Here is a 24,359-nt window from a genome sequence, read left to right as displayed (position 1 = left end):
AGGTTCGTTGTCTCCAGATACGTATTCAGGAAAATCACATGGCTATTGTTGAAGTCAAAGTCCCCCAGCTGTCCGAGTCGGTTTCGGAAGCCACCATGCTGACGTGGAAGAAGAAGCCGGGCGAAGCTGTCGCCCAGGACGAAATCCTCATCGAACTCGAAACCGACAAGGTCGTGCTCGAAGTGCCGGCACCGTCGGCAGGCGTGCTCGCGCAGATCGTGCGCAACGACGGCGATACCGTTGTTGCCGATGAAGTGATCGCGAAGATCGATACGGAAGGCAAGGCAGGCGCAGCGGCTGTCGAAGCCGAAGTGAAGCCGGCACCCGAGTCGACTCCGGCCGCGACGCAGCATCCGGCGGCGCAGGCTGCTGCAGCCGGTGCAAGCACGGCGGCATCGCCGGCGGCGACGAAGCTGATGGCCGAGCAGAACCTGTCGTCGGGCGACGTCGCCGGCACCGGCCGCGACGGTCGCATCACGAAGGGCGACGTGCTGGGCGCAGGTCAGGCACCGGCCGCAAAGGCCGCACCCGCAGCGGCACCGGCTGCACCGAAGGCTGCAAAGCCGTCGCTGCCGGACGTCAAGGCGCCCGCATCGGCCGACGCATGGCTGAACAACCGCCCGGAACAACGCGTGCCGATGTCGCGTCTGCGTGCGCGTATCGCCGAGCGTCTGCTCGAGTCGCAGCAAACCAACGCCATCCTCACGACGTTCAACGAAGTGAACATGGCGCCGGTGATGGATCTGCGCAACAAGTACAAGGACAAGTTCGAGAAGGAACATGGCGTGAAGCTCGGCTTCATGTCGTTCTTCGTGAAGGCGGCCGTCCATGCGCTGAAGAAATTCCCGCTCGTCAACGCGTCGATCGACGGTAACGACATCGTCTATCACGGCTACTTCGACATCGGTATCGCCGTCGGTTCGCCGCGCGGCCTCGTCGTGCCGATCCTGCGCAACGCGGATCAGATGAGCCTCGCCGACATCGAGAAGAAGATCGCCGAATTCGGCCAGAAGGCGAAGGACGGCAAGCTGTCGATCGAAGAAATGACCGGCGGTACGTTCTCGATCTCGAATGGCGGTGTGTTCGGCTCGATGCTGTCGACGCCGATCATCAACCCGCCGCAATCGGCGATCCTCGGCGTGCATGCGACGAAGGAACGCGCAGTGGTCGAGAACGGCCAGATCGTGATCCGCCCGATGAACTATCTGGCGATGTCCTACGACCACCGGATCATCGACGGCCGCGAAGCGGTGCTGTCGCTCGTCGCGATGAAGGATGCGCTCGAAGATCCGGCGCGTCTGCTGCTCGATCTGTAACCTGTCTCCCGCATCGGCTTGAACCGGAGCGGCGCGCGCCACGCAATACGGCGGCGCGCTGCTCCGTTATCGAAAGGATTGTCATGTCCAAAGAATTTGACGTCGTCGTGATCGGCGCCGGCCCCGGCGGCTATATCGCGGCGATTCGCGCTGCGCAGCTCGGCAAGAGCGTCGCGTGTATCGAGAAATGGAAGAACCCGGCCGGCACGCTGAAGCTCGGCGGCACCTGCCTGAACGTCGGCTGCATTCCGTCGAAGGCGCTGCTCGCTTCGTCGGAAGAGTTCGAGAATGCATCGCACCACCTCGCCGACCACGGCATCAGCGTCGAGAATGTGCAGGTCGACATCGCGAAGATGATGGGTCGCAAGGACGGCATCGTCGAGAAGATGACGAAGGGTATCGAGTTCCTGTTCCGCAAGAACAAGATCACGTGGCTGAAGGGCCATGGCAAGTTCACCGGCCGCACCGACGCCGGCGTGCAGATCGAAGTGAGCGGCGAGGGCGATACCGAAGTCGTCACCGCGAAGAACGTGATCATCGCGACGGGTTCGAAGGCGCGTCATCTGCCGAACATTCCGGTCGACAACAAGATCGTCGCCGACAACGAAGGCGCACTGAGCTTCGAATCGACGCCGAAGAAACTCGCCGTGATCGGCGCCGGCGTGATCGGCCTCGAACTCGGTTCGGTGTGGCGCCGCCTCGGTGCCGACGTGACCGTGCTCGAAGCGCTGCCGGAATTCCTCGGCGCGGCGGACCAGTCGCTCGCGAAGGAAGCCGCGAAGCAGTTCAAGAAGCAGGGCCTCGACATTCACGTCGGCGTGAAGGTCGGCGAAGTGAAGACGTCGGACAAGGGCGTGTCGATCGCGTACACGGACAAGGACGGCAACGCGCAGACGCTCGACGCCGATCGCCTGATCGTGTCGATCGGCCGCGTGCCGAACACCGACAACCTCGGCCTCGAAGCGATCGGTCTGAAGGCGAACGAACGCGGCTTCATCGACGTCGACGACCACTGCGCGACGAGCGTGCCGAACGTGTACGCGATCGGCGACGTGGTGCGTGGCCCGATGCTCGCGCACAAGGCGGAAGACGAAGGCGTGCTGGTCGCGGAAGTGATCGACGGCCAGAAGCCGCACATCGACTACAACTGCATTCCGTGGGTGATCTACACCGAACCGGAAATCGCGTGGGTCGGCAAGACGGAACAGCAGCTGAAGGCCGAGGGCCGCGAAGTGAAGACGGGCCAGTTCCCGTTCATGGCGAACGGCCGCGCACTCGGCATCAATAAGGCGGACGGTTTCGTCAAGATGATCGCCGATGCGAAGACCGACGAGCTGCTCGGCGTGCACATCATCTCGGCGAACGCGTCCGATCTGATCGCCGAAGCCGTGGTCGCGATGGAGTTCAAGGCGGCGTCGGAAGACATCGGCCGGATCTGCCACCCGCACCCGTCGCTGTCCGAGGTGATGCGCGAAGCCGCGCTCGCCGTCGACAAACGCGCGCTGAACATGTAACGCGCACGCCGGACCTTTCGCGGTCCGGCCGACCGGTTGCCTCCGATGGTCACACCGGCGGCATCCGGCATCACGACGCAGGCGGGTGGGTTCGATCCCACCCGCCTGCTTTTTTTCTGGCCGCACGATGAACGTCACCGAATACTACGAAAACGAACTGCAGACACGGGGCTACCAGTCGGACCCGGCGCAACGCGCGGCGGTCGACCGTCTGCAGCGGTGCTACGACGAATGGAGCGAGTACAAGTCGCGCCGCTCGAACGCGTTCAAGAAGCTGATCATTCATCCGGATCTGCCGCGCGGGATCTACATGTGGGGCGGCGTCGGACGCGGCAAGAGCTTCCTGATGGACAGCTTCTTCACGATCGTGCCGATCCAGCGCAAGACGCGGCTGCATTTTCACGAATTCATGCGCGAGGTACATCGCGAACTCGAAGAGCTGAAAGGGCAGGCCGATCCGCTCGACGAACTCGCGCGCCGTGTCGCGAAGCGCTACCGGCTGATCTGCTTCGACGAATTCCACGTGTCGGACATCGCGGATGCGATGATCCTGTATCGCTTGCTCGACCGGCTGTTCAACAACGGCGTGCAGTTCGTGATGACGTCCAACTACGATCCGGACACGCTGTATCCGGACGGGTTGCATCGCGACCGCGTGCTGCCCGCGATCGAGCTCATCAAGACGAAGCTCGACGTGATCAACGTCGACGCGGGCGTCGACTACCGGCAGCGCACGCTTGCGCAGGTCGAGATCTATCACACGCCACTCGGCGCAGCGTCCGACAAGGCGTTGCGCGACGCGTTCGCGCGGCTCGCCGCGGTACCTGACGAAAGCCCGCTGTTGCGTATCGAGAAGCGCGAACTGAAAGCGCTACGGCGTGCCGACGGTGTCGTGTGGTTCGACTTCGCGACGCTGTGCGGCGGTCCGCGCTCGCAGAACGACTATCTCGAGCTGGCGAGCCGCTTCCACGCGGTGATCCTGTCGGGCGTGCCGCAGATGACACCGCGGATGCAATCCGAAGCGCGCCGCTTCACGTGGCTCATCGACGTGTTCTACGACCACAAGGTCAAGCTGCTGATGTCGGCTGCTGTGCCGCCCGAGCAACTCTATGTGGAAGGTCCGATGGCGAATGAATTCACGCGGACCGTTTCGCGGATCGTCGAGATGCAGTCGAAGGAATATCTGGACGCGCCACGGCGTCTCGTCGATACGTCGCTCACGTAAGCGGGGTATCAAGCGGCGTAGCGAAATAAGCGTAATCCATTTCGAGATTCGGATTGTTCTGATGTCCTGCGCGCGAATGCGTCGCTATCTTCGTTGTCATCGTTCCGACAAAGGAGATCCGCATGAGTCCGCATCGAGATATGACCGACGAAGAATGGCTGCGCGTGGCCCCGCTGATTCCCGAACTGCGGCCGAGACGTGACATGCGTGGCAGGCCGCTCGCGAATACGCGCTCGGTGCTCAACGGCGTGCTGTGGGTGATCTATAGCAGCGCGACGTGGTCGTCGATGCCGCGCCGGTATCCGCCGTACCAGACGTGTCATCGGCGCTTCAAGCTGTGGTTGCAATCGGGCGTGCTGCAGCGGGTACTGGAGACGCTGTTCGGCGTCGCGAGCCATGGGTTGCTGCATACGGTGAGCGCGCGCACGCGGCGGCGTGTTCCGCGTAAAGATGCGACAGGTGTGCAATCGGGCAGTGACATCGAAGCGCGTAATGTGCCGGCTCTTTCGTTATCCGTACCGGCTATCGTAGTGCCCGCGTCCTTACCGGCACCGCTACCTTTAGTGACCGCGTTACCGACGATGTGACCTCGCACACGTCACATCGCAAACGTCGCGCAAGTCGATAAGCGGCGCACCGGCGAACGCATTTTCAGAATCGGATGCGCCGCCGCGTACGCGCTGGTCGAACGTTCGGAACGACGACTACTGCTGGCGATTCCACGTCTGCGAACGGCCGAGCAGCGAGATGCCGATATACCCGCGCACGACCAGCTTCTGGCCATTTTCGTCGAGGTGCATCTTGCACTTGTAGAGTTTGCCGTTTTCCGGGTCGAGGATCTGGCCGTTGTCCCAGCCGTCGCCGTCCTTCTTCATCCCGTTGATGATCGTCATGCCGAGAATCAGCTGGTCCTTGCGCGCGTCGGTGCAGGCGGTGCAGCGGCGATCGGGTTGATCGTTCGGGCCCAGGCCCTTGATCACCTTGCCGGACAGCGAGCCGTCCGCGTCCTGCGTGATCTGCACGAGTGCTTTCGGCTGATGGGTGTTGTCGTCGATGGTTTGCCACGTGCCGACGGGGGTATCGGTCTGTGCCATCGCAGCGACCGCGCAGACGAGCAGGGCGCCCGCTACCGCGGCGTGTTTTGCGGTGCCGAGCACCATCGAACGGGCGCGCTGGGTGAAATGCGTCATGTCTTCCTCCGGGTAGAAAATCGTCGCGATGGTAGTCGCGCGGCGTCGTGTTGTCTCGGGCAACGCCATGCCTTGTGCTGTCTTCAAGCTGTCCGGGCAGAATACGTGAAACTCGCGCGAAACTGCTGCGCCAGTTTGATAGTGGAACCTCTAATCAGCAGGCACGGATCACCGTGCCTGACGCTACGAGGCTTTAGTTCAACTGATAGGAAAACGCCGCGTTGATACGCGGGCTGCGCGACGCGCTTTCGACCGGCGCGTCGGCGATCGGTTTGGCCACCGACAGATCCAGGCTGTAGTACTTCGCATCGGTCACCCGAAAACCGAGCGACACCGACGAGAGTTTCGACGGCGACGGTGTGCCGGAGTGCAGATAGACGCGCGCCATGTCGAACGACACATACGGTGTGAACGTTTGCAGGTACGTGTAGCCGATCGCGATCGGCCGGTTCACTTCGAACGATGCGCCCCAGCCCGAATCGCCCGATGCCTCGCCCGGCTCGTAACCCTGCGCGAAACGTTGCGCGCCGAACGCGATCTGTTCGGAGGTCGGCAGCGAGTTCGGGCTGTACTGACCGATCAACGACACGACGGTGCCGATCTTGAGCGGCCATTCGTTGCTCTGCGAAAAACTCGCACCGGTACGCACGAAATTCAGCGAGATCGGATTCTGGCCGGCGAGACCAGGAATGTTGCTGTCGAACGACTTCGACGCGCCGAGCACGTCGAATGCTTTTGCGACATTCAAGCTCGCCTTGCGCACCTGGCCCGTCTGCACGTTCGCGTAATCGGCCTGCAGTTGCAGCACGCGTACCTGCGATCGCAAGCCGAAGTTCAGACCGTTGATCTGGTTGTTGTAGCTGTCCTGGTCGCGCGATGCATACGCGCTTGCCGTGCCGATCAACGTCTGCGAGTTGCTGAGGATCACCGGATACGCAAGCGAACCGCTGACCTTATCGTTGACCACCGTGCGTTGTACGTACGAGGGCAGGCCCGGGTTGTCGACCGGATTGCCGCGATAGTGCGTCGCGTCGACCTTCGCGATCAGACCGTTGCTGCCGATCGGCACCGCGCCATGCACCGCGAGATAGGTTTGGTTGTCACGACCCTTCGGCAGCAGCGCGGACACGCTCAACTGTTCGCCGAGCGACGTGAGACCGTTTTCAGTCGCGGTCAGCAGACCCTGCACGCCGGGGTGATTGAAGTCGAGACCCATGCCGACGTCGAACGGTTTGCGCGTGACGTTCAGCTCGAGCGTCGTTGCACCGTCGGTGGTCGTCGGCGGCGGCACGTTCGCCGCGACCTTTACGCCGGGCAGCAAACCGAGCGCCTGGATATAGCGTTCGAACGTCGCGCGATGCAGCGGCCGGTCGTCCTGGATATGCGCGGCGAACGCGCGGATGCGGTCTTCGGTCGCGCCCGGCTTGCCGGTGATCTTGACGAGCGACACATAGCCTTCGACGATCGTCACGCGCACGACGCCGTCATCGAAAGTCTGTGCCGGAATGAACGCGAACGACAGCGCGTAGCCGTGGTCCTGATACATCTTCGTCACGCCGTTCGCGACTTCGATCAGCTCCGCGATTGTGATGTCCTTGCCGACGAGCGACGTGAAGCGCTTCGCGACATCGTCGAAGGAAATCGATTTCACGCCCTCGATCTGGATCTTCGTGGGCGTCAGATGACGAGCGAGCAATTCCTGCAGTTGCGGTGGTTGCGACTGCACCTGCACGGTCACGCTGGGTCCTTTGTCCGGCGCCTTGATCTGCGGCAGCGAATCCATCGGATTGCCGCCCGCCGGGTTGCCGGTCAATGCCGGCCTGCTTTGTGCATGCGCCGCCCCCGCGGCGACTGCTGCGAACAGCAGCGTCCATTTTTTATACCCGAGTTTCATCGGATTTCCCTCGTTGGCCGTTCTTGTGATGCGAGTATGCCGTCTCTGCGGCTGGATCGCGAACGTTTATCTGTCGATCGATTCGTAGTGCATGGCAACGCAAATACGCCGCGTACTCCGGGAAGCGATAGAGCACGCGGCGTCCTCTCAGGTTCTGTCGATTTACTTGTGTGCTACGGGAAGCAGACCACCCAGAAGCGAGCCACCGCCAGTCGTCGTGCCCGAGCCCGTTGCCGAGCCGAGTGCGCCGGTCAGCCCACCTACCAGGCCGGTGATCGGTGCCAGCAGACCGCCTGCCGCCGAGCCACCCGACGAACCACCAGTCACACCACCCAGCAGACCCGTCACAGCGCCGAGCGGGTTCGAGCCGCTGCTACCTGTGCCCGTGCCCGACGTTACGCCGCCGAGCAACGAGGTCACCGGGCTCAACAGATTGCCGCCACCCGCACCCGACGTTACACCACCCAGCAGCGACGTCAATGGGCTCAGCAGATTGCCGCCGGAACCCGACGTTGCGCCGCCGAGCAGCGACGTGATCGAACCCAGCGGATTGCTGCCGCCGGTGCTCGACGACAGACCGCCCGTCAGACCACCCAGCAACGACGTGACCGGGCTCAGCGGATTGCTGCCCGACGTGCCGCCGAGCAGCGACGTCACCGAGCCGAGCGGGTTGGTGCCGAGTCCGAGGCTCGCGAGCGCGCCTTGCAGCGGGCTCAACGGATTGCTATTCGACGGCGGACCGTTCGCGACGCTCACGCTCGTGCTGCCGAGCAGGCTCGTGATCAGACCGGGGATCGGCGCAGCGCCGTTCGGCCCATTCGGATTGACGAGGCCGCCTGCGTTGGTGATCGTGTTGCCGAGCGAGCCGACGAGGTTGCCGACGTCCGCGCCGAGCACGTTGTTCGTCGTGCCGCCGATCGTCGTACCCGCCGACTTCACCGCGCCGCCGATCTGCGCGAGCAGACCGCCGACTGGTGCACCGAGACCCGTCTGCGTGCCGACCGTCTGCGTGATCAGGCCGGCCGTTTGCACGATCGGTGTGATCGCGGTGCTGATCGGTTGCGTGATCTGCTGGATCGGTGCCGAGCCGAGCACGTTGCCGAGCGTCGTGCCGCCTGCGTTGACACCGTTCGCGACCGTGCTGAGCAGGCCGGCGACCGGCGTCGTGACCGGCGACAGCGGCGCGAGCGTGCCGGTGCCGAGTCCGGCGACGGTGGTGCTGAGACCCTGCACGACACCCGACGTCGTGCTGACGACCGAGCCGAGTCCCGCGACCGTCGTGCCGACCGGATTCGCCGTCGTGCCGATCTGACCGAGCCCGCTGCTGACCGTGTTCGCGAGCGACGTCAGCGTGTTGCTCGTGGCCGACACGCTGTTGCCGAGCCCTTGCGTGACCTGCGGGCTGAGACCCGGGATCGCGATCGAACCGATCGTGCTGCCGAGATCGTTGACCGTCTTCGCTGCTGTCGTGACGACACCGGCGGTTCCTGTGTTCGTGACCGGCGTGGTGCCGCCGCCGTTGTTCGGCGGGGGTGTCGTGTTGCCGCCACCCGCGCTGGGCGGTGCGTTGACACTGCTGCCGCCGCACGCGGCGAGCACGCATGCCACCGCGATGGCGCTGAGCGGCAGACGCAGCGATGCAAGCGTCACGCGAGCCGCGTGAGAGATAGAGAGCCGTTGGTTGGACATGGTGCTCCTCACTTTCTGTTTTCTGGCGTAATGATGGAAGGTCTCCGCGCGCCGTTGCGCTGTGCACCTTGAACCGCGGTGCTTTGTGCGGGTCAGCCGGGCGTGGCGCGCTGCATCCCGGCTGTACCTGTGATGACCGGCGTTACTTCTTGCCTCCGAGCGCGCCGAGCAGACCGCCGACGAGCGACGTCACCGGAGCCAGCAGGTTCGACGAGCTGCCGCCGCTGCCGCTCGTTGCGGAGATGCCGGTCGATGCCACGGTGTTCGTCGATGCAGTCGCGGCCGGTGCGGCTGTTGCCGCGACACCGCCGAGTGCACCCGTCACCGCCGACAGCAGACCGCTCACCGGACCGAGCGGACCGCCCGAGCTACCCGACGTACCGCCTGCAACGCCACTCAGTGCACCGGTGACGCCGGAGAGCAGACCCGTGACCGGGCCGAGCGGACCACCCGCGCTACCCGACGTGCCGCCTGCAACACCGCTCAAGGCACCCGTGACGCCAGAGAGCAGGCCGGTGACCGGGGCGAGCGGACCACCGCTGTTGCCGCTACCGCCGGTCAAGCCACCGAGCAGACCCGTGACTGGCGAGAGCGGGTTGCCGCTGCTGGAGCCACCAGTGAGGCCACCGAGAAGACCGGTGATCGGGGAGAGCGGGTTGCCGCTACTGGAGCCGCCGGTGAGACCACCGAGAAGACCTGTAATCGGAGAGAGCGGGCTACCGCTGCTGGAACCGCCTGTGAGTCCACCGAGCAGACCGGTGATCGGAGCGAGCGGGCCGCTGCCGCTGCTGGTGCCTTCGCCCAGACCGCCAAGGCCACCGAGGATGCCGGTGATCGGCGCAAGCGGATTCGATCCCGCAGTACCGCCGACGAGCAGACCGCCGGCCGACGAGACGATCTTGCCGGTGTCGGTGACGACGTTGCCGAGGCCCGTCGTGACCGGATTGCCGCCCGTCGATGCGAGCAGCTTGCCGGCCGTGCCGAGGCCGCCGCCGATCGTGCCGAGCAGACCGTTGAGCGGAGCGCCGAGACCCGTCACGGTGCCGACGGTCTGCGTCGTCGACGCGACCATCGACGTGATCGGCGTGATGGCCGAGCTGACCGTCGACGTGATCTGTTGCACCGGACCCGTCGACAGCACATTGGTAAGCGTGCCGCCGGCGTTCGTCACTGCACCGCCGAGTGTGTTGACGACGCCACCGAGCGGCGTGGTCAATGCGGAGAGCGGAGCGAGCGGGCCGCTGCCGAGGCTCGTGACGAGATCGCCGGTCTTCGACACCGCACCGCCGAGATTGCTGACGACACCGCCGAGGCTCGACACCGTCGTGCCCACCGCGTTGCCACCTGTGCCGAGTTGTCCGAGACCTTGCGCGACGCCGTTGCCGAGCGTCGACACAGCGGAGCCAACGCTCTGCACGACACCGCCTGCGGCCTGCGTGGTTGCCGAACTGACGATCGGAAGATTCTGCGAAGCGATCACGCTGCCGATGCCCGACACCGTCGAGCCGACATCCGTGACGACGTTACCTGTGTTGCCGACCACCGTACCGATTGCGTTCGCAACCGGTGTGGTGCCCGTGCCTGTTCCCGTGCCGCCGGTACCACCTGTACCCGTTCCAGTGCCGGTTCCCGTTCCGCTGCCCGAGCCGCCGCCGTTGCCTGCGGTCGCGCCGGAACCCGTGCCGTTGCCGCCCGTCGTGAGCGTGCCGCCGTCGGAACCGCTACCACTGCCGTTGCCGCCTGTGCCCTGGCTGATCGTGCCCGAGCCGCCGCAGGCGCTGAGAGAAAGCATCGCTGCAGCTGCGGCCGCAATGATCGTTATCCGGAACCCGTTATAAGTCGTTTGAATGTTCATGTCGCCCTCGCATCGCATGTGTAGTTGGGTGGTACCGCGCACCTTTCTCTGCAACAGCCGTGCCATTTCATTCGGCCGTCGACATGCAATTACATTGCGCGACCCGCCAGGCGAATCAGGGCGTGCATTTGCGGGGAATCAGTGGAGTGTTTGCTAAAGCAACTGAAGCGTCGAAAACGGCATTCGGAACGCGTGTGCGGAGGCGGCGTAACGTAACGGGCCGCGTGCGGCGTTACGAAGTGCCGCGTAACGGGGGTGACGCGATGCTTGAAACGACAGGTTCAAACGGTTAATTAGTGCGCCGAATCTAACGTATGGTTAGTCCTATGTGCGGTGCGCAACGCCGAAGCGTTAACCTTGTTATGCGTATTCAGCTAACGATGACGCGCCTCAGGGCGTCGGATAATTGCTTAAAAATGATTGATACGCTATAAAACCTGAGAGCATCAAAGTTACGAGGGAGGTGCGATATCGAACAGACGGCCACATTTCTATTGCATAGCAACGGCCGACTGCGGTAATTCCGGTGTATCAGGCGAGGACCGGCCCGGTGGATGAGAGAACCACCGCGCTAACCTGGCGCTGGAAGCAGTCTGCAAACCACAATGAATATATGAAGTTCCGAGGGCTAAAATGAAAAAGTTCATCACTACGTTCCTGAGAGATAACAACGGGGTTACGGCCATCGAATACGGCCTCCTCGCGGGGTTGATCGCTGTCGTTCTCGTGTCGTCGATCAGCGGTGTGGAAAAGGCACTCTCCACCACGTTCAGCAGTATCGTCAACGCCCTCACCCCCACTTCGGCAGGCGGCGGCAGCTAACGGGCAGAATAGTCTGGGGGCGCGATACCATCGCGCCCCTAGGCCCTTGAGACAACCGGTGTTAACGCTGGATGTGCGAGTTACCTTTGTGACTCGTACGCTTTGTCCTGCCCGTCGAGTCCGATATGAGTGCCTCAATCAGCAACTTTCTGTTCGTTGCCTGGGTGATGGCGGTCGCGGTTAGCGACTGTCGCAGCCGGCGTGTATCGAACACGCTCGTCGCCGCCGGCCTCGTTGCCGCGCTCGCGAGCGCATTTCTATTTCACGGTCCGTTCGGTCTTACGCCAATGCAGGCAGTGACTGGCATGATCGTCGGTCTCGCCGCGTTGCTGCCGTTCTACATGCTTGGTGTAATGGGTGGCGCGGACGTCAAGGTCTTTGCGGTGCTTGGTGCGTGGTGCGGCATTCACGCATTGCTCACGCTGTGGATTGTCGCGAGCCTGATCGCGGCGGTGCATGCGATCGCACTGCTCGTGATTACGCGTACACGCGTCTCGTCACTGGTACAGCAGGGCGCGCGCACGTTCCAAGTGGCAGGCCATCGCTCGACACCCTACGCCGCATGTCTGTCCGTACCGGCGATCGCGTTACTTGCGATCCGCGCGAGCGGAGGAGGTGTTTGATGAAAGACGCCGCGATGTGCCACTCGCGTCATCGCTCGCAGCAGTGCGGTGTCTCCGGGCGCACGCAACGCGGCGCGACGGCTGTCGAATTCGCGCTGGTGTTTCCACTGTTCTTCACAGTGTTATACGCGATCGTCACTTACAGCCTGATCTTCGTCGCGCAGCAGAACCTGACGCTTGCGAGCGAAGAGGGTGCGCGTGCCGCGCTGAACTATCAGAAGGCAACCACTGTAGCCGCGGCGGTCGGTCTGCGTGCGGCGGCGGCATGCACGACTGCGACCAATATGATCACAGGGCTGATTGGCAACTCGACCTGCACGCCGACGCCGACTGCCTGTTCATTCGACGCGACGATGCAATGCATCACGGTCACGCTGACCTACAACTACGCGACCCATCCGCTCGTGCCGACCTTGCCGCTATTTAATCTGGTGCTCCCCAACACGTTGACTAGCACCGCGACTGTTCAACTCAACCCTGTGACCCTACTGTGACCAACGCGCACGCCTTCCGCTGTCCGTTGTTACTTCGTTCGCGTCGGCCGACCGGCCGGCCGGCGCGGGCCTCTTCATCGTGCGGGCCATCATGCCGAAACTGACCCGGATCCTCGCAGGCGTATTGATCCTGCTGGCATTGCTGCTTGGCATCTTCGCGTGGATGCTGTCGCGCAAGCCGGCGCCTACGCCTGCTGCGACCACGGCGCAGGCAAGCTATTCCGTCGTCGTCGCCGCGCATCCGCTAACGGCCGGTAAGCCGATCACGGCGGAGGATCTGCGCGTGCAGTCGCTGCCAATCAATCCCGGTGGCGCATTCACGGACCCGACGCTACTCGTCGGACGGATTCCCTCCGGTGACATCGGTGCCGATTCGCCGGTGCTCGAAGCCCAACTGTCGTCGGGGATGGCAGAGCAGATCCAGCCCGGCGAACGCGCGCTCGCTGTGCGTGTCGACGATGGCAACGCGGTCGGCAACCGGCTGCGGCCTGGCAATCTCGTCGATGTGTTCTTCACATTGAAGCGCGATAACGCGATGGCGGGTACCGGCGAGATTGGGCAGACCCAGGCACGTCTGCTGATCTCGAAGGTGCGCGTGCTCGCATTCGGCAACGCGACTGCCGGCAACGATAGTGCTGGCGATCCGAATGGCCTCGTGCGTACGGCGGTGCTTGCAATGCCGGTCGCCGACGTCGACCGTGTGACACTTGCCGAAGCGTCAGGACATCTCGTGCTCGCATTACGTAATCCGCGTGATGACGATGTAATCGATGCCAACGCATTCCCACCGCTACCAGAGGTGATCAAGACCGCGATACACGCACCCGGCGACAAGGCAGGAGGGAGTCTGGGCAGCACAGCGACCGACTCCACGCGCGCAGCCGCGGGCATCGCACTCGACTCGCTGGCAGGCGGACCCGGCAATGCGCGTACGCCCGTCGCTCCGACGCACGTCGCGGCACCGGTCGTGCGGGCCGCGCGTTCGGGAGGAGGAATCGAAGTGATACGGGGTGGGCGTTCCGAGACGGTCGCTCAATAGAAGCTTCAGGGAGTGGCGGTTACACGCCATTACAAGAACATGAGAAAACGGATTTCCGAGTACGTCGCGTTGGTGGCACTGTGGGTAGCGGCATCGTTCGTCGTCAGCTCGACGGGCGAGGCCGCGGGCATGCCACAGGCGCTCGACATCGTCGTCGGTTCCCAACAGGTGATCGCGAGCGGCCACACGCTGCGTCGTATCGCGATCGGCGATCCGACCGTCGCCGACGTGCTGATCATCAAGGGCGACAAGGCGGGCGGTGTCCTGCTGATCGGCAAGTCGCCGGGCACCACGAACCTGATGCTGTGGGAGCGCGGCACTGATACGCCGCTCGCGTACACCGTGAATGTCGTAACTGCTGCATCGCGTACGCTGCTCGGTCCTGGTGCGCCGAACGTCAAGATGCTTGGCGATTCCGCATTGATCTCCGGTTCGGCATCGTCGATGGAGCAGCATCAGCGTGCAGTCGCGGTTGCGCAGATCGAAGCAGCTCAGCGTGCATCGTTAAAGGGCGGCAAGGATGCGGGTTCGTCAGGCGGCAAGTCGGGCGGAGACTCCGGTGGATCGGGGGGCGCAAGTGGCGGTGGCGACAACAGCACGATCTACGACACGTCGACCGTCGCTACGCGTTCGGTCGTTCAGGTCGACGTCCGCGTCGTGGAATTCAGCCGTCAGGTGTTGAAGCAGCTCGGCCTGAATATCCTGAAGAGCAGCGGGGGCTTCACGTTTGGTTCGTTTTCGCCGTCGTCGCTGACTTCCGCGACGTTCGGCGCGCAGCCGCAGTTCCAGTCGACGGCGCCGATCGCTTCCGCGTTCAACCTTGTATTCAATTCGGCGACGCACGGCATCTCGGCGGACCTGAGTCTGATGGAAGGTAACAATCTTGCACGGGTGCTTGCGGAACCGACGCTTGTCGCGTTGTCCGGGCAGAGCGCGAGTTTCCTCGCGGGTGGCGAGATTCCGATTCCGGTGCCGCAAGGACTCGGCACGACGTCGATCCAGTTCAAACCATACGGCGTCGGTCTGACGTTGACGCCCACCGTGTTGAGCCCGCAGCGCATCGCGCTGAAGATCGCGCCCGAAGCGAGCCAGCTCGACTTCACGAACGCAGTGACGATCAACGGCGTCACCGTGCCGGCACTCACAACGCGCCGTACCGACACCACCGTCGAACTCGGCGACGGCGAGAGTTTCCTGATCGGTGGCTTGATCGATCGCGAGACGGTATCGAGCGTGAACAAGGTGCCGTTGCTAGGCGATCTGCCGATCATCGGGGCGTTCTTCAAACAACTGAGCTACTCGCAGAACGACAAGGAACTCGTGATCATCGTGACGCCGCATCTGGTGTCGCCGATCGCGAAGGGCGCTGCGTTGCCGACGACACCCGGCGAGCAGAGCGAACAGCGCAACGGACACGTGTGGGGTTCAGTCATTGGTGGCGTGTTTTCGAGCGACCCCGCGCCAGGATTTTCAAAATGAAGCCGCACAAGCAATGGCAACAGAAGCAGATTCGAACGAGCTACGCCGCCATACCGGCGCGCAGCCCGTTCGGCGATGTGGTGGCAACGCAACCTTTGCCGCCGGAGGAAGTTCAACATGAACGCGAGAACGTATTCGTTGACTGAACGCGCGATCACCGACTATTTCGTGTTCGCCTCGCTTGCGGACGAGCACGTGCGTTGGCTCGCGGGAACGCTCGTCGCGGTCGGCGCCGTCGAGGCGGCGACGCTCGATCCCGCGCAGCTCACGCAGCGGATCGCGTCGCTGAATCCGTCGGTGGTGTTCATCGACTTTTCGGGCGGCCGTGCGGCCGCCGCAAGTGTCGCCGCAAGCGCGGCGCGTACAGCCTATCCGGGCATGCAGATCGTCGCGGTCGGTTCGCTCACCGAGCCGGAGAGTGCGCTCGCTGCGCTGCGCGCCGGCGTGCGCGATTTCATCGATCTGTCCGCACCGGCTGAAGACGCGCTGCGCATCACGCGTCAGGCGATCGATAACCTCGTCGAGCCAGTGAGCCGTCACGGTCGCATCGTCGCGCTGCTCGGTGCCCGCGTCGGCATGGGCGTGAGCACGCTCGCCGCGAATCTCGCGGTGCTGCTGCAAAGACGCGATGCGCCGCAAGGCCGTCAGGCCGCGCTGCTCGATCTCGGGTTGCCGCAAGGCGACGGCACGCTGCTGCTGAATACGCGCAGCGAGTTCAGTTTTGTCGAGGCTGTGCGCAATCTGCGTCGCTTCGATCAGACGTTCGTGCACACCGCGCTGTCGCGGCACGCGAGCGGGCTCGCGTTGACGACGCTGCCGCCGAATCTCGCCGATATGCGCGAGGTGTCGTACTCCGCGTCGGTGAGTCTGCTGAACCGGCTGCGTGCATTCTTCGATCAGCAGATCGTCGACCTCGGCGGGTTTACTAACAACGAGTTCATCGCGCAGGTCGTGAAGGCCGCCGACGAAACGTGGCTGGTCTGCGACCAGGGCGTTGCGTCGATCGTATCGGCGGCGGCGGTGCTCGACGGGCTGCGTGAAGAATCGATCGAGATGGACAACGTCCGGCTCATCGTCAACAAGTACGAACCGGAATTCAGTCTGACGGCCGCGCAGATCGTGCAGCGGCTCGAAGTGCCGCTGCTCGCGATGCTGCCCGAGCGGCGCGTCGCACTCGGGCAGGCGGCGAACCAGGGGCAATTGCTGGCCGACGCGGCCGCGCGCGATCCGTACATCCGCGCGCTGGAGCCGCTCGTCGAACGGCTGGGCGGCGCGGCGCAGGCCGCGGCGTCCTCGCGTAGCCGGGCTGCGCTCGACGCGCTCAGGCGTTTCATTCCAACCTCACCAAAGCGGTCATAGACGATGGCAAAAGATATCGAATTTGCCGACGACGCGCCTGCATTCGCGCATAGCCAGCAGTTCCAGGACATCAAGAACGCGGCGCACGAACATCTGCTCACGCGTATCGAGGAACTTGGCGCGGAGTTCGGCCGCTGGTCGCGCAGCGCGATCAACCAGTTCGTCGACCTGGAAATGGACAGCTTCGTGAGGCTGCGCCGGATTCCGATCAACGAGAGCGAAGTGCGGTTGATCGCCGAGGCGTTGACGAAGGAGCTCGCGGGCTTCGGTCCGATTGAGGATCTGCTGAACGATCCTGCTGTCGAGGACATTCTCGTCAACGGCTACAACGACGTGTACGTGTCGCGTCACGGCATCCTCGCGAAGATCCAGGTGCGCTTCGCCGACAACGCGCACCTGCTGCGGATCGTGCGACGCATCCTTGCACCGATCGGCCGGCGGCTCGACGAATCGAACCCGATGGTCGACGCGCGGCTGCCGGACGGCGGACGTGTCAACGTCGTGATCGAACCGCTGTCGATCGACGGACCGATCGTATCGATCCGGAAGTTCCGCAAAGATCCGCTGCGGCCAGACGACCTGCTCGGTAACGGCACCTACAACCCCGAGATCGGCGCGCTGCTCGAAGCCGCGGTACAGGCACGCTGCAACGTGCTCGTGTCGGGTGGGACGAGTTCGGGCAAGACGTCGCTGCTCAATGCGCTTGCGTTTCACATTCCTGAAGTCGAGCGCGTCGTCACGATCGAAGATACCGCCGAGCTGTCGCTGAATCACCCGCACGTCGTGCGGCTCGAGAGCCGGCCAGGTGGTTTCGACGGCACCGGTGTCGTGTCGATCCGCGATCTTTTGCGCAACACGCTGCGGATGCGGCCGGACCGCATCATCGTCGGCGAAGTGCGCGGTGGTGAAGTGCTTGAAATGCTGCAGGCGATGAACACCGGTCACGATGGGTCGATGGGCACGGTGCACGCGAGTTCGCCGCGCGAATGTCTGTACCGGCTCGAAATGCTTGCGGGCTTCGCGGGCTTTCAGGGCACCGAGTCGAGCTTGCGTCGGCAGATCGCGAACGCGATCGACTTCATCGTGCAGATCGGGCGGTTGTCGAATGGCCGGCGCCGTATTCTGTCCGTGACCGAAGTGACGGGTCTGTCCGACAACATCATCGCGACTCAGGAGCTGTATCGCTATGAGCCGGTGACCACGCAGGACGGCGAAGAGATCGACAAGTGGGAATCGCTCGGCATCCATCCGCATTCGCCGAAGCTGGCGCGCTTCCGTCAGGCGTTGGGCGGTGGACAGAGTGGTGCTGGCGGTGGTGGTTTTGGCGGTGGGTTCGGCGGAGGCTTCAATGTCTAGTGTCGCCGCGTTGCTCTTTGCCGCGCTCGCGCTGTTGTGCGCGGCGGGTGCGCTGCTGGTTTTGCGGCGGGGCGAGCAACGCAAGGGGCAGGTGACGACTGAGCGGTTTATCGATAGCCGGATGGCGACTGCGCAGCAGGGGGTGGCGGGCCTGGCGCGTCCGGCTGCTGTTGCGCCGGGCGCGGCGCGAAATTCGGGCGTCGCAGGGCTCACGCCGCCGCAGGCACCCGATGCCGATTCACCGTGGCAGGCCAAGTGGCGCCATTTCACCGCGCGCGCGATGTTCGCGTTCGATACCATGATGAGCCGCGCGGGCATCTCGCATGCACGCATACCGGCGCTGCTCGCGTTGCTCGTCACGCTGGCCCTGTGCGTGTGGGCAGGACAGACGGGCGGCGCGCTCGCTATCTGCATGATGCTTGCCGTATGCGGCTTCGTGTTCTATTTCGTAATCTCCTGGCGCACGACGAAACGGCGCCAGCAGATCGTGCGTCAGTTGCCGTTGTTTCTCGACGGCATTGTGCGGCTGATCGTGCTCGGCAACAGCGTGCCTGCGGCGTTCCAGGCGTCACTGCAGACCACGGAAGCGCCACTGCGCGAATGTCTCGACCACGTGTCGCGGATGCTGCGTACCGGCGTCGAGATCGATCGCGCGCTGTACCACGTCGCGCAGATCTATCGGGCGAGCGAGCTCGAGCTGATCGGCGCGGTGCTGCGCCTGTCGGTGAAATACGGCGGACGCGCGGACGTGATGCTCGACCGGATGTCGTCGTTCATGCGCGACCTCGAGCAGGCCGAGCGCGAGCTGACCGCGATGACCGCTGAGACCAAGATGTCGTCGTTTGTGCTTGCGATGCTGCCGATCGGAATCGGCGGCTTCCTGATCCTGACGAACCCTGCGTATTTCGGTGCGATGTGGTACGACCCGGAGGGGCGGCAACTGGTGTATCTGGCGGTCGGCCTGCAGGCATTCGGTGCATGGCTGCTGTACCGGCTCGCGAGGTTGCGCAAATGACGATGGAACCGCGCCACCTTGCCGCCATTGCACTCGCGCTGCTTGCGCTCGGGCTGCTGATCTTCGGTGCGTTGTTGATCGTTCGGCTGTCTGCGGAGCGGCGTAGCGATCGCACGCTCGCACATGCCCTCGACCGACGTGTCGTGCACGCAGCCTCGCTCGGTGCACAGACCGGCGCGGCGGAATCCGCGGCACAAGCGGGCCAGGGCGGTCACCCGGCGTCGGGCAAGACGGTGGCCCAGCGTTTTGCCGGCACGTTTGAACGCCTCGGCCATGCGGGCATGAGATGGCTGGACACACCATTCGGGCGGCAGATCGTCGCCGACGAGGACCGGCGGCTGCTCGAGCAATGCGGTTTTGTCGACACGCGTACGCGCGGGCTTTTCCTGATCGCACGGATCGCGTGCGCGATCGCATTGCCTGTGCTGATCGGGCTGTTCGCACATGTGTACGTCGACGGGCCGCGCTACGTGTTGTATCTGATCGTCGCGCTCGTGATCGGCTTCATGGCGCCGAAGCTGTATATCCGGCAACGCGCGGGCGGGCGCCGCCGCGCAGTTGTCGACGAGTTGCCGATGCTGGTCGACCTGCTGCGTTTGCTGCAGGGTGTTGGGTTGTCGATCGATCAGAGCTTGCAGGTGATAGTCGGCGATTTTCGCGGAGTGCTGCCGATCCTGTCGAGCGAGCTCGAGATCGCTCAGCGGCAGTTGGCGGCCGGCCGCACGCGCGAACAATCACTGAACCGGTTGGCGTCGAGCTATGACAACGAAGACCTGCGCGCGATCGTGCGACTGTTGATTCAAGTGGACCGTCACGGCGGCGCAGTACAGGAGCCGCTCAAGCAGTTCGGTGACCGCTTGCGCGAGGCAAGGCGCGCGATGCTGCGTGAACGCATCGGTCGACTGACCGTGAAGATGACCGGCGTGATGATCCTGACGCTACTGCCCGCGCTGTTGATTATTACGGCGGGGCCGGGCGTGCTGTCGGTGACGCACGCGCTGAAGTCGATGCACAAGTAAGGAAACAACGATGACCTTCGACCTCGCTCCGGATCGTGTCGCGCGCCTCGCGGGCCGTACTGCCACTGCGTGCGCGTTTGCGCTGCTAGGCGCGTGTTCGTCGATCCAGTCGGGCTATGGCGTGGGCCCGCAGGCCGAACGCCAGGCGATGATGCAGCAGGCCGACAAGCAGCCCGCACCCGATACGCCGGGCATGTATCTCGGCCTCATCGATCAGATGCAGACGCAGGGACTGTACTTCGCGTCGCTCGCGCATATCGACGCGTACGAAAAGCAGTATGGCGTTTCGCCCGACACGATCGTGCTGCGTGCTGACGCGCTGCGGATGACCGATCAGCCGGCCGCGAGCGCGGCGAACTATCGACAACTGCTGCAAACACCGCTGGCTGCGCGCGGGCATCGCGGTCTTGGGCTGATCGCCGGCGAGTCTGGCGACTTCCGGCTGGCCGTGCAGGAATTGCAGATCGCAGCGCAGCTCGTGCCGACCGACGCCGCGACGCTGTCCGATCTCGGTTATGCGGAACTGCGGGCGGGTAACGTTGGTAGCGCCCGTGTGCCGTTGATGAAGGCCGCGCAGCTCGATCAGAACAACCGCAGGATCATCAGCAACGTCGTGCTGTACCTGTTCGCGGACGGACACGCCGATCAGGCACAGGCACTGATGACGCAACAGAAGATGACGCCGGAAGTACGCTCGGCGATCCGTGCCGACGCGGTGAAGGTAGCGGCGGCAAAACGCGCGCAGGTGCTCGACGTGCCGTTGCCGCAGGGCGTGCGCACGACTGGACCGACCGGGCCGGTTGCGAGCGTGCCGCGTGCGTCCGAGACGGCACCGCGTCTGCTGCAGTGGTTCGCGCAGTGACGGACCGATGAAGTAATGGGGGATGAGATGGACAACAACAGAATGAAGGGATTCGCGTTTGCCACGGTTGCCGCGTCGGTGACGTTGGTTTGCGCAGTTGCGGCTGTGCCGGCTCACGCGCAGACCGATGCGCAACCGGTTGTGCGGACCGACAGACCAGTGAATGCCAGCGAAATCGGCCACGCGACGAAGGGGTGGCTCGAACTGCAGCGGACCAGTGCATCGCCCGCGCAACCGATGCTCGGCGACGAGGCGGGACTTGCCTATCACCGCTACATCGAATCGTTCAAATCGAAGATTCCGGATCTGTATGGCTCGGCAGTGAATCAAGGTAGTGGCAACAGCAGCGGAAGCGGTTTGTCGCCGTCGAACTGACATGTCTATTTTCCGTCGACCTGTTCGCCGCTCTCTGCATGCGCGCCGCGCGCGGCGGCAGCAGCAGGGCGCGATCGCTGTGCTCGCTGCGATCCTGTTCGGTATTGCCGTTGCGGCGTTCGGCGTGATCGATGTCGGCCACTTCTATTTCGCACGCCGCGATCTGCAGCGCACAGCGGATCTTGCCGCGACCGCAGCGGCCACGACGATCGGCAGTGCGGGCGGCTGCGGCGCCGCGACCACGTCCGCGCAATTGAACGCGACGGCGAATGGGCTGCCGTCGGACGGCACGGTAGCCGTGCTGTGCGGTCGTTGGGATCCGGGCGCCAGCACGGTGAGTCCATATTTTTCGACAACTACGACGCCGATCAATGCCGCGCGTGTGACAGTCAGTCGTTCAGTGCGGTACTTCTTCCTCGCCGGTCAGCCACGTCCGATGAGCGCAGTGGCGACGGCGCAGGCGACGAACGTGGGCTCGTTCAGTCTCGCGACTGGACTGTTCGCACTCGGCGGTTCGATGTGTCAGTCGAATGGGACTCCGACTGCCGCTGGGGTTGCGCAGGCGGGAGTCATCAACGGGCTGCTTGGCGCGCTGCTGAATACCAGTCTGAACCTCTCGGCGGTGTCGTATTGCGGGCTCGCAAATGTCGGAGTGAAGGTGAGTGACCTGATGGTTGCCGCAAACGTCGCGACAGTCGATCAGCTGCTGCAGGTGCCAGTTAATGTGGGCTCACTGGCGTCGCTGCTGGTGACCGCACTAAGTCAGACGACAGTCGCGAGCGTCGTGCTGCAGGCGGGGCAATCTGCAATGCAATCGATCACCGCGTTGAACATTCCCGGTACACCAAAGTTCGCGCTGGGCCAGACTGCGGGTAGTGGCGCCAACGGTGTAATTACGCTGAGCCTCGCCAATTCGCAGGCCGCGCTCAGTGCGGTGATCAATCCGCTCGACGCATTGATCGTCGCGGCCGAAATCGCTCAGGTGGGCAAGCCGGCGATCAACGTTGGGGCCGGGATCAATGTGCCCGGTCTTCTGGGTGTAAACCTTTCTTTGCAGGTCATTCAGCCACCGGTGATCGCTATCGGTGAGGCAGGCTTGAATCCGGCGACCAACGATTGGCGTACCCAGGCGCGGACTGCGCAGATTTCGTTGGCGCTGCAAGTCGACGTCGGTCACACCGGCTCGTTCGCGCTGCTGGGCAGCGTACTGGACGTGACACTGCCGCTTACCGTTCAGGTTGCTTACGCAAAGTCCTGGCTTCAGTCGACCCAATGTGCGACCACACGAGCCGCCAGTCGATCAACGATTTCAACATCGCCAGGTATTGCGAACATCATCGTGGGTAGCACGTCCGGCAACTCTTGCAGTCAGCCTGCCCAGCTCATTGGCGTTCTGGGGGGAAACCTCGTCTCCGTGACGGCGTGCGGTAGTGCGCCGATTGCGCCCCCAGGCCAGCAGACCCAGGTGTTCGACGGCAACACGCAACTCGTTAGCGGCGCGACACCGAATTCGAACAACGTGGGACTCGCGCTGGCGAATGCGTTGAATCAACTCAACCTGCAATTGACGAGTTCGCTGACAGTGAGACTGCTTGGCATCCCGATAAACCTTGGCCTACTGCTCGCACCGATTACGAACGCTGTAGTCGACCTTCTGACAGCGGCATTGACGCCACTCAATCAACTGCTCGTAATCCTTCTGCAACTGCTCGGCGTCCAACTCGGCGTCGCCAACGTTACTGATCTGTCGCTCTCCTGCAGCGTCCCGCAACTGGTCAACTAGCAATCACCCGATGAGAACCACCACCAAAATCGAAGAACTCGACCTCTACGTCTGGGAGGGCAAGGCCGACATCGTCGATCGGGTCGCGCGCTGCATGGCGAGCTTCGACGTCGAGGTGATCCGTGCCGACGATATCGCGATCTCGCCCGAGCGGACCGCGATGCGTCCGTCGCTCGCGATCATCAGCGTGTCGGTGATCGAAAGCGGCGCGCTGATCCTGCGCGACTGGCAGGCGGCGCACGGCATGCCGGTCGTGTGGGTCGGCGCCGCACCGCGCGATCACGATCCGTCGACGTACCCCGCCGAGTATTCGCACATCCTGCCGCTCGACTTCACCTGCGCCGAACTGCGCGGGATGATCTCGAAGCTCGTGCTGCAACTGCGCGCGCACAGCGCGCAGACGCTCGAGTCGAGCGCGCTCGTCGCGAACTCGGAATGCATGCAGGCGCTGCTGCACGAAGTCGATACGTTCGCCGACTGCGACACGAGCGTGCTCGTGCACGGCGAGACCGGCGTCGGCAAGGAACGCATCGCGCAACTGCTGCACGAAAAACATTCGCGCTACGGGCAGGGTCCGTTCATCGCGGTGAACTGCGGTGCGATTCCGGACGGCCTCTTCGAGTCGCTGTTCTTCGGTCACTCGAAGGGCTCGTTTACGGGCGCGGTGGTCGCGCACAAGGGCTACTTCGAACAGGCGGACGGCGGCACGCTGTTCCTCGACGAAATCGGCGATCTGCCGCTGTATCAGCAGGTCAAGCTGCTGCGCGTACTCGAGGACAGCGCGGTGACGCGCATCGGTTCGGCCGCGCCCGTCAAGCTCGACTTCCGGCTCGTCGCGGCGACCAATCGACATCTGCCGCAACTCGTCAAGGACGGAACGTTCCGCGCCGATCTGTACTATCGGCTCGCAGTGATCGAGCTGAAAATTCCGTCGCTGGAAGAGCGGGGCGCCGTCGACAAGATCGCGATCTTCAAGGCGTTCATCGCGTCGGTGGTCGGTGCTGATCGTCTCGCGCAGCTACCCGACATTCCGTACTGGCTCGCCGATGCAGTCGCCGATACTTACTTCCCCGGCAACGTGCGCGAGCTGCGCAATCTCGCGGAGCGCATCGGTGTGACGGTCCGGCAGATCGGCGCATGGGATGCCGCGCGGCTGCACCGGCTGCTCGCGCTCGCGCGCAGCACCCAGCCGGTGCCGGCGGAGAGCGCGGCGGAGGTGCTGGTCGATCGCAGCAAGTGGGACATGGCGGAGCGCAATCGCGTGCTTGCCGCGCTCGACGCGAACGGCTGGCGCCGCCAGGATACCGCGCAGTATCTCGGCATCAGCCGCAAGGTGTTGTGGGAGAAAATGCGCAAATACCAAATTTTTGATGAAGAGCCCGAAACTCGCGAAAGTGAGTAATAATGAGACGGTTCTACGCTGTCATAAAACAAAAACTGTTCAAGCAGG

Annotated in this window: 22 protein-coding genes; 18 read left to right on the top strand and 4 right to left on the bottom strand. The window is 63.7% G+C overall.

From position 1 onward, the window contains the following. The first annotated feature begins 38 nt into the window (after positions 1-38). The 4 genes from odhB (at position 39) to E1748_RS21375 (ending at position 4,642) form a co-directional block, all read left to right on the top strand. Positions 39-1,316, top strand: a complete 1,278-nt coding sequence (gene odhB, locus E1748_RS21390) for a 2-oxoglutarate dehydrogenase complex dihydrolipoyllysine-residue succinyltransferase (protein ID WP_133649134.1) — start codon at positions 39-41, stop codon at positions 1,314-1,316. Positions 1,317-1,399: 83 nt separating this feature from the next. Then, entirely contained in the window at positions 1,400-2,830 is a 1,431-nt protein-coding gene (gene lpdA / locus E1748_RS21385) for a dihydrolipoyl dehydrogenase (RefSeq protein WP_133649133.1), read from the top strand. A 127-nt stretch (positions 2,831-2,957) separates the two neighbouring features. Beyond that, positions 2,958-4,055, top strand: coding sequence for a cell division protein ZapE (zapE, locus tag E1748_RS21380; RefSeq protein ID WP_133649132.1), 1,098 nt, complete (start codon positions 2,958-2,960; stop codon positions 4,053-4,055). A gap of 122 nt (positions 4,056-4,177) precedes the next feature. After that, positions 4,178-4,642 carry a transposase gene (locus E1748_RS21375; protein ID WP_133649131.1) on the top strand — a complete coding sequence of 155 codons (465 nt, stop codon included), beginning with the start codon at positions 4,178-4,180 and terminating at the stop codon, positions 4,640-4,642. A gap of 117 nt (positions 4,643-4,759) precedes the next feature. Here E1748_RS21375 and E1748_RS21370 read toward each other — a convergent pair whose 3' ends face one another. The 4 genes from E1748_RS21370 to E1748_RS21355 form a co-directional block, all read right to left on the bottom strand. After that, the gene (locus E1748_RS21370) at positions 4,760-5,245 is read right to left on the bottom strand and encodes a DUF2147 domain-containing protein (RefSeq protein ID WP_133649130.1); all 486 of its coding nucleotides are present in this window, start codon (positions 5,243-5,245) and stop codon (positions 4,760-4,762) included. 193 nt (positions 5,246-5,438) lie between these two features. Then, positions 5,439-7,139 (bottom strand): ShlB/FhaC/HecB family hemolysin secretion/activation protein, encoded by a 1,701-nt coding sequence (locus E1748_RS21365; RefSeq protein ID WP_133649129.1) that lies wholly within the window; start codon positions 7,137-7,139, stop codon positions 5,439-5,441. Positions 7,140-7,301: 162 nt separating this feature from the next. Further along, a complete protein-coding gene (locus tag E1748_RS21360) occupies positions 7,302-8,828 on the bottom strand; it encodes a collagen-like triple helix repeat-containing protein (protein ID WP_133649128.1) in 1,527 nt (508 codons plus the stop codon). A 142-nt stretch (positions 8,829-8,970) separates the two neighbouring features. Further along, complete coding sequence (locus E1748_RS21355; RefSeq protein ID WP_133649127.1) at positions 8,971-10,683, bottom strand: collagen-like triple helix repeat-containing protein; 1,713 nt, start codon at positions 10,681-10,683, stop codon at positions 8,971-8,973. Between the two features lie 633 nt (positions 10,684-11,316). Here E1748_RS21355 and E1748_RS21350 point away from each other — a divergent pair. The 14 genes from E1748_RS21350 to E1748_RS21290 all read left to right on the top strand — a co-directional run bounded on the left by E1748_RS21350 (position 11,317) and on the right by E1748_RS21290 (position 24,311). After that, a complete protein-coding gene (locus E1748_RS21350) occupies positions 11,317-11,505 on the top strand; it encodes a Flp family type IVb pilin (RefSeq protein WP_133649126.1) in 189 nt (62 codons plus the stop codon). A gap of 125 nt (positions 11,506-11,630) precedes the next feature. After that, on the top strand, positions 11,631-12,128 hold the full coding sequence (locus E1748_RS21345; protein ID WP_133649125.1) for an A24 family peptidase: 498 nt from the start codon (positions 11,631-11,633) through the stop codon (positions 12,126-12,128). Next, on the top strand, positions 12,128-12,622 hold the full coding sequence (locus tag E1748_RS21340) for a TadE/TadG family type IV pilus assembly protein (RefSeq protein ID WP_420819336.1): 495 nt from the start codon (positions 12,128-12,130) through the stop codon (positions 12,620-12,622). The genes E1748_RS21345 and E1748_RS21340 overlap by 1 nt, the downstream gene beginning before the upstream one ends. 88 nt (positions 12,623-12,710) lie before the next feature. Next, positions 12,711-13,661 (top strand): Flp pilus assembly protein CpaB, encoded by a 951-nt coding sequence (cpaB, locus tag E1748_RS21335; protein WP_205965285.1) that lies wholly within the window; start codon positions 12,711-12,713, stop codon positions 13,659-13,661. A gap of 39 nt (positions 13,662-13,700) precedes the next feature. Next, a complete protein-coding gene (locus E1748_RS21330) occupies positions 13,701-15,140 on the top strand; it encodes a type II and III secretion system protein family protein (protein WP_133649123.1) in 1,440 nt (479 codons plus the stop codon). Beyond that, positions 15,137-15,286, top strand: coding sequence for a hypothetical protein (locus E1748_RS31550; RefSeq protein ID WP_166653605.1), 150 nt, complete (start codon positions 15,137-15,139; stop codon positions 15,284-15,286). Before E1748_RS21330 ends, E1748_RS31550 begins: the two co-directional genes overlap by 4 nt. Next, complete coding sequence (locus E1748_RS21325) at positions 15,258-16,499, top strand: fimbrial protein (RefSeq protein WP_133649122.1); 1,242 nt, start codon at positions 15,258-15,260, stop codon at positions 16,497-16,499. The genes E1748_RS31550 and E1748_RS21325 overlap by 29 nt, the downstream gene beginning before the upstream one ends. A 3-nt stretch (positions 16,500-16,502) precedes the next feature. Further along, complete coding sequence (locus E1748_RS21320) at positions 16,503-17,855, top strand: TadA family conjugal transfer-associated ATPase (RefSeq protein WP_133649121.1); 1,353 nt, start codon at positions 16,503-16,505, stop codon at positions 17,853-17,855. After that, positions 17,848-18,870: a type II secretion system F family protein gene (locus E1748_RS21315; RefSeq protein WP_133649120.1), complete on the top strand. Its 1,023-nt coding sequence runs from the start codon at positions 17,848-17,850 to the stop codon at positions 18,868-18,870. Before E1748_RS21320 ends, E1748_RS21315 begins: the two co-directional genes overlap by 8 nt. Before the next feature lie 2 nt (positions 18,871-18,872). Continuing rightward, positions 18,873-19,889: a type II secretion system F family protein gene (locus E1748_RS21310; protein ID WP_133649119.1), complete on the top strand. Its 1,017-nt coding sequence runs from the start codon at positions 18,873-18,875 to the stop codon at positions 19,887-19,889. A gap of 10 nt (positions 19,890-19,899) precedes the next feature. Further along, complete coding sequence (locus tag E1748_RS21305) at positions 19,900-20,751, top strand: tetratricopeptide repeat protein (RefSeq protein WP_133649118.1); 852 nt, start codon at positions 19,900-19,902, stop codon at positions 20,749-20,751. A gap of 27 nt (positions 20,752-20,778) precedes the next feature. After that, positions 20,779-21,126, top strand: coding sequence for a DUF3613 domain-containing protein (locus E1748_RS21300; protein WP_240766713.1), 348 nt, complete (start codon positions 20,779-20,781; stop codon positions 21,124-21,126). A gap of 79 nt (positions 21,127-21,205) precedes the next feature. Then, entirely contained in the window at positions 21,206-22,909 is a 1,704-nt protein-coding gene (locus E1748_RS21295) for a TadG family pilus assembly protein (protein ID WP_166653604.1), read from the top strand. Between the two features lie 10 nt (positions 22,910-22,919). Beyond that, positions 22,920-24,311, top strand: coding sequence for a sigma 54-interacting transcriptional regulator (locus E1748_RS21290; protein WP_133649116.1), 1,392 nt, complete (start codon positions 22,920-22,922; stop codon positions 24,309-24,311). Positions 24,312-24,359: the final 48 nt, after the last annotated feature.

It is taken from the genome of Paraburkholderia flava, from assembly GCF_004359985.1.
In the GTDB taxonomy this organism is placed as follows: Bacteria; Pseudomonadota; Gammaproteobacteria; order Burkholderiales; family Burkholderiaceae; genus Paraburkholderia; species Paraburkholderia flava.
This window is presented reverse-complemented; position numbering and strand designations above follow the sequence as displayed.

Bases quoted from the DNA above. Each gene is read 5' to 3' on its own strand.
- odhB (WP_133649134.1), top strand. From the start codon at position 39: ATGGCTATTGTTGAAGTCAAAGTCCCCCAGCTGTCCGAGTCGGTTTCG.
- lpdA (WP_133649133.1), top strand. From the start codon at position 1,400: ATGTCCAAAGAATTTGACGTCGTCGTGATCGGCGCCGGCCCCGGCGGC.
- zapE (WP_133649132.1), top strand. From the start codon at position 2,958: ATGAACGTCACCGAATACTACGAAAACGAACTGCAGACACGGGGCTAC.
- E1748_RS21375 (WP_133649131.1), top strand. From the start codon at position 4,178: ATGAGTCCGCATCGAGATATGACCGACGAAGAATGGCTGCGCGTGGCC.
- E1748_RS21370 (WP_133649130.1), bottom strand. From the start codon at position 5,245: ATGACGCATTTCACCCAGCGCGCCCGTTCGATGGTGCTCGGCACCGCA.
- E1748_RS21365 (WP_133649129.1), bottom strand. From the start codon at position 7,139: ATGAAACTCGGGTATAAAAAATGGACGCTGCTGTTCGCAGCAGTCGCC.
- E1748_RS21360 (WP_133649128.1), bottom strand. From the start codon at position 8,828: ATGTCCAACCAACGGCTCTCTATCTCTCACGCGGCTCGCGTGACGCTT.
- E1748_RS21355 (WP_133649127.1), bottom strand. From the start codon at position 10,683: ATGAACATTCAAACGACTTATAACGGGTTCCGGATAACGATCATTGCG.
- E1748_RS21350 (WP_133649126.1), top strand. From the start codon at position 11,317: ATGAAAAAGTTCATCACTACGTTCCTGAGAGATAACAACGGGGTTACG.
- E1748_RS21345 (WP_133649125.1), top strand. From the start codon at position 11,631: ATGAGTGCCTCAATCAGCAACTTTCTGTTCGTTGCCTGGGTGATGGCG.
- E1748_RS21340 (WP_420819336.1), top strand. From the start codon at position 12,128: ATGAAAGACGCCGCGATGTGCCACTCGCGTCATCGCTCGCAGCAGTGC.
- E1748_RS21330 (WP_133649123.1), top strand. From the start codon at position 13,701: ATGAGAAAACGGATTTCCGAGTACGTCGCGTTGGTGGCACTGTGGGTA.
- E1748_RS31550 (WP_166653605.1), top strand. From the start codon at position 15,137: ATGAAGCCGCACAAGCAATGGCAACAGAAGCAGATTCGAACGAGCTAC.
- E1748_RS21325 (WP_133649122.1), top strand. From the start codon at position 15,258: ATGAACGCGAGAACGTATTCGTTGACTGAACGCGCGATCACCGACTAT.
- E1748_RS21320 (WP_133649121.1), top strand. From the start codon at position 16,503: ATGGCAAAAGATATCGAATTTGCCGACGACGCGCCTGCATTCGCGCAT.
- E1748_RS21315 (WP_133649120.1), top strand. From the start codon at position 17,848: ATGTCTAGTGTCGCCGCGTTGCTCTTTGCCGCGCTCGCGCTGTTGTGC.
- E1748_RS21310 (WP_133649119.1), top strand. From the start codon at position 18,873: ATGGAACCGCGCCACCTTGCCGCCATTGCACTCGCGCTGCTTGCGCTC.
- E1748_RS21305 (WP_133649118.1), top strand. From the start codon at position 19,900: ATGACCTTCGACCTCGCTCCGGATCGTGTCGCGCGCCTCGCGGGCCGT.
- E1748_RS21300 (WP_240766713.1), top strand. From the start codon at position 20,779: ATGGACAACAACAGAATGAAGGGATTCGCGTTTGCCACGGTTGCCGCG.
- E1748_RS21290 (WP_133649116.1), top strand. From the start codon at position 22,920: ATGAGAACCACCACCAAAATCGAAGAACTCGACCTCTACGTCTGGGAG.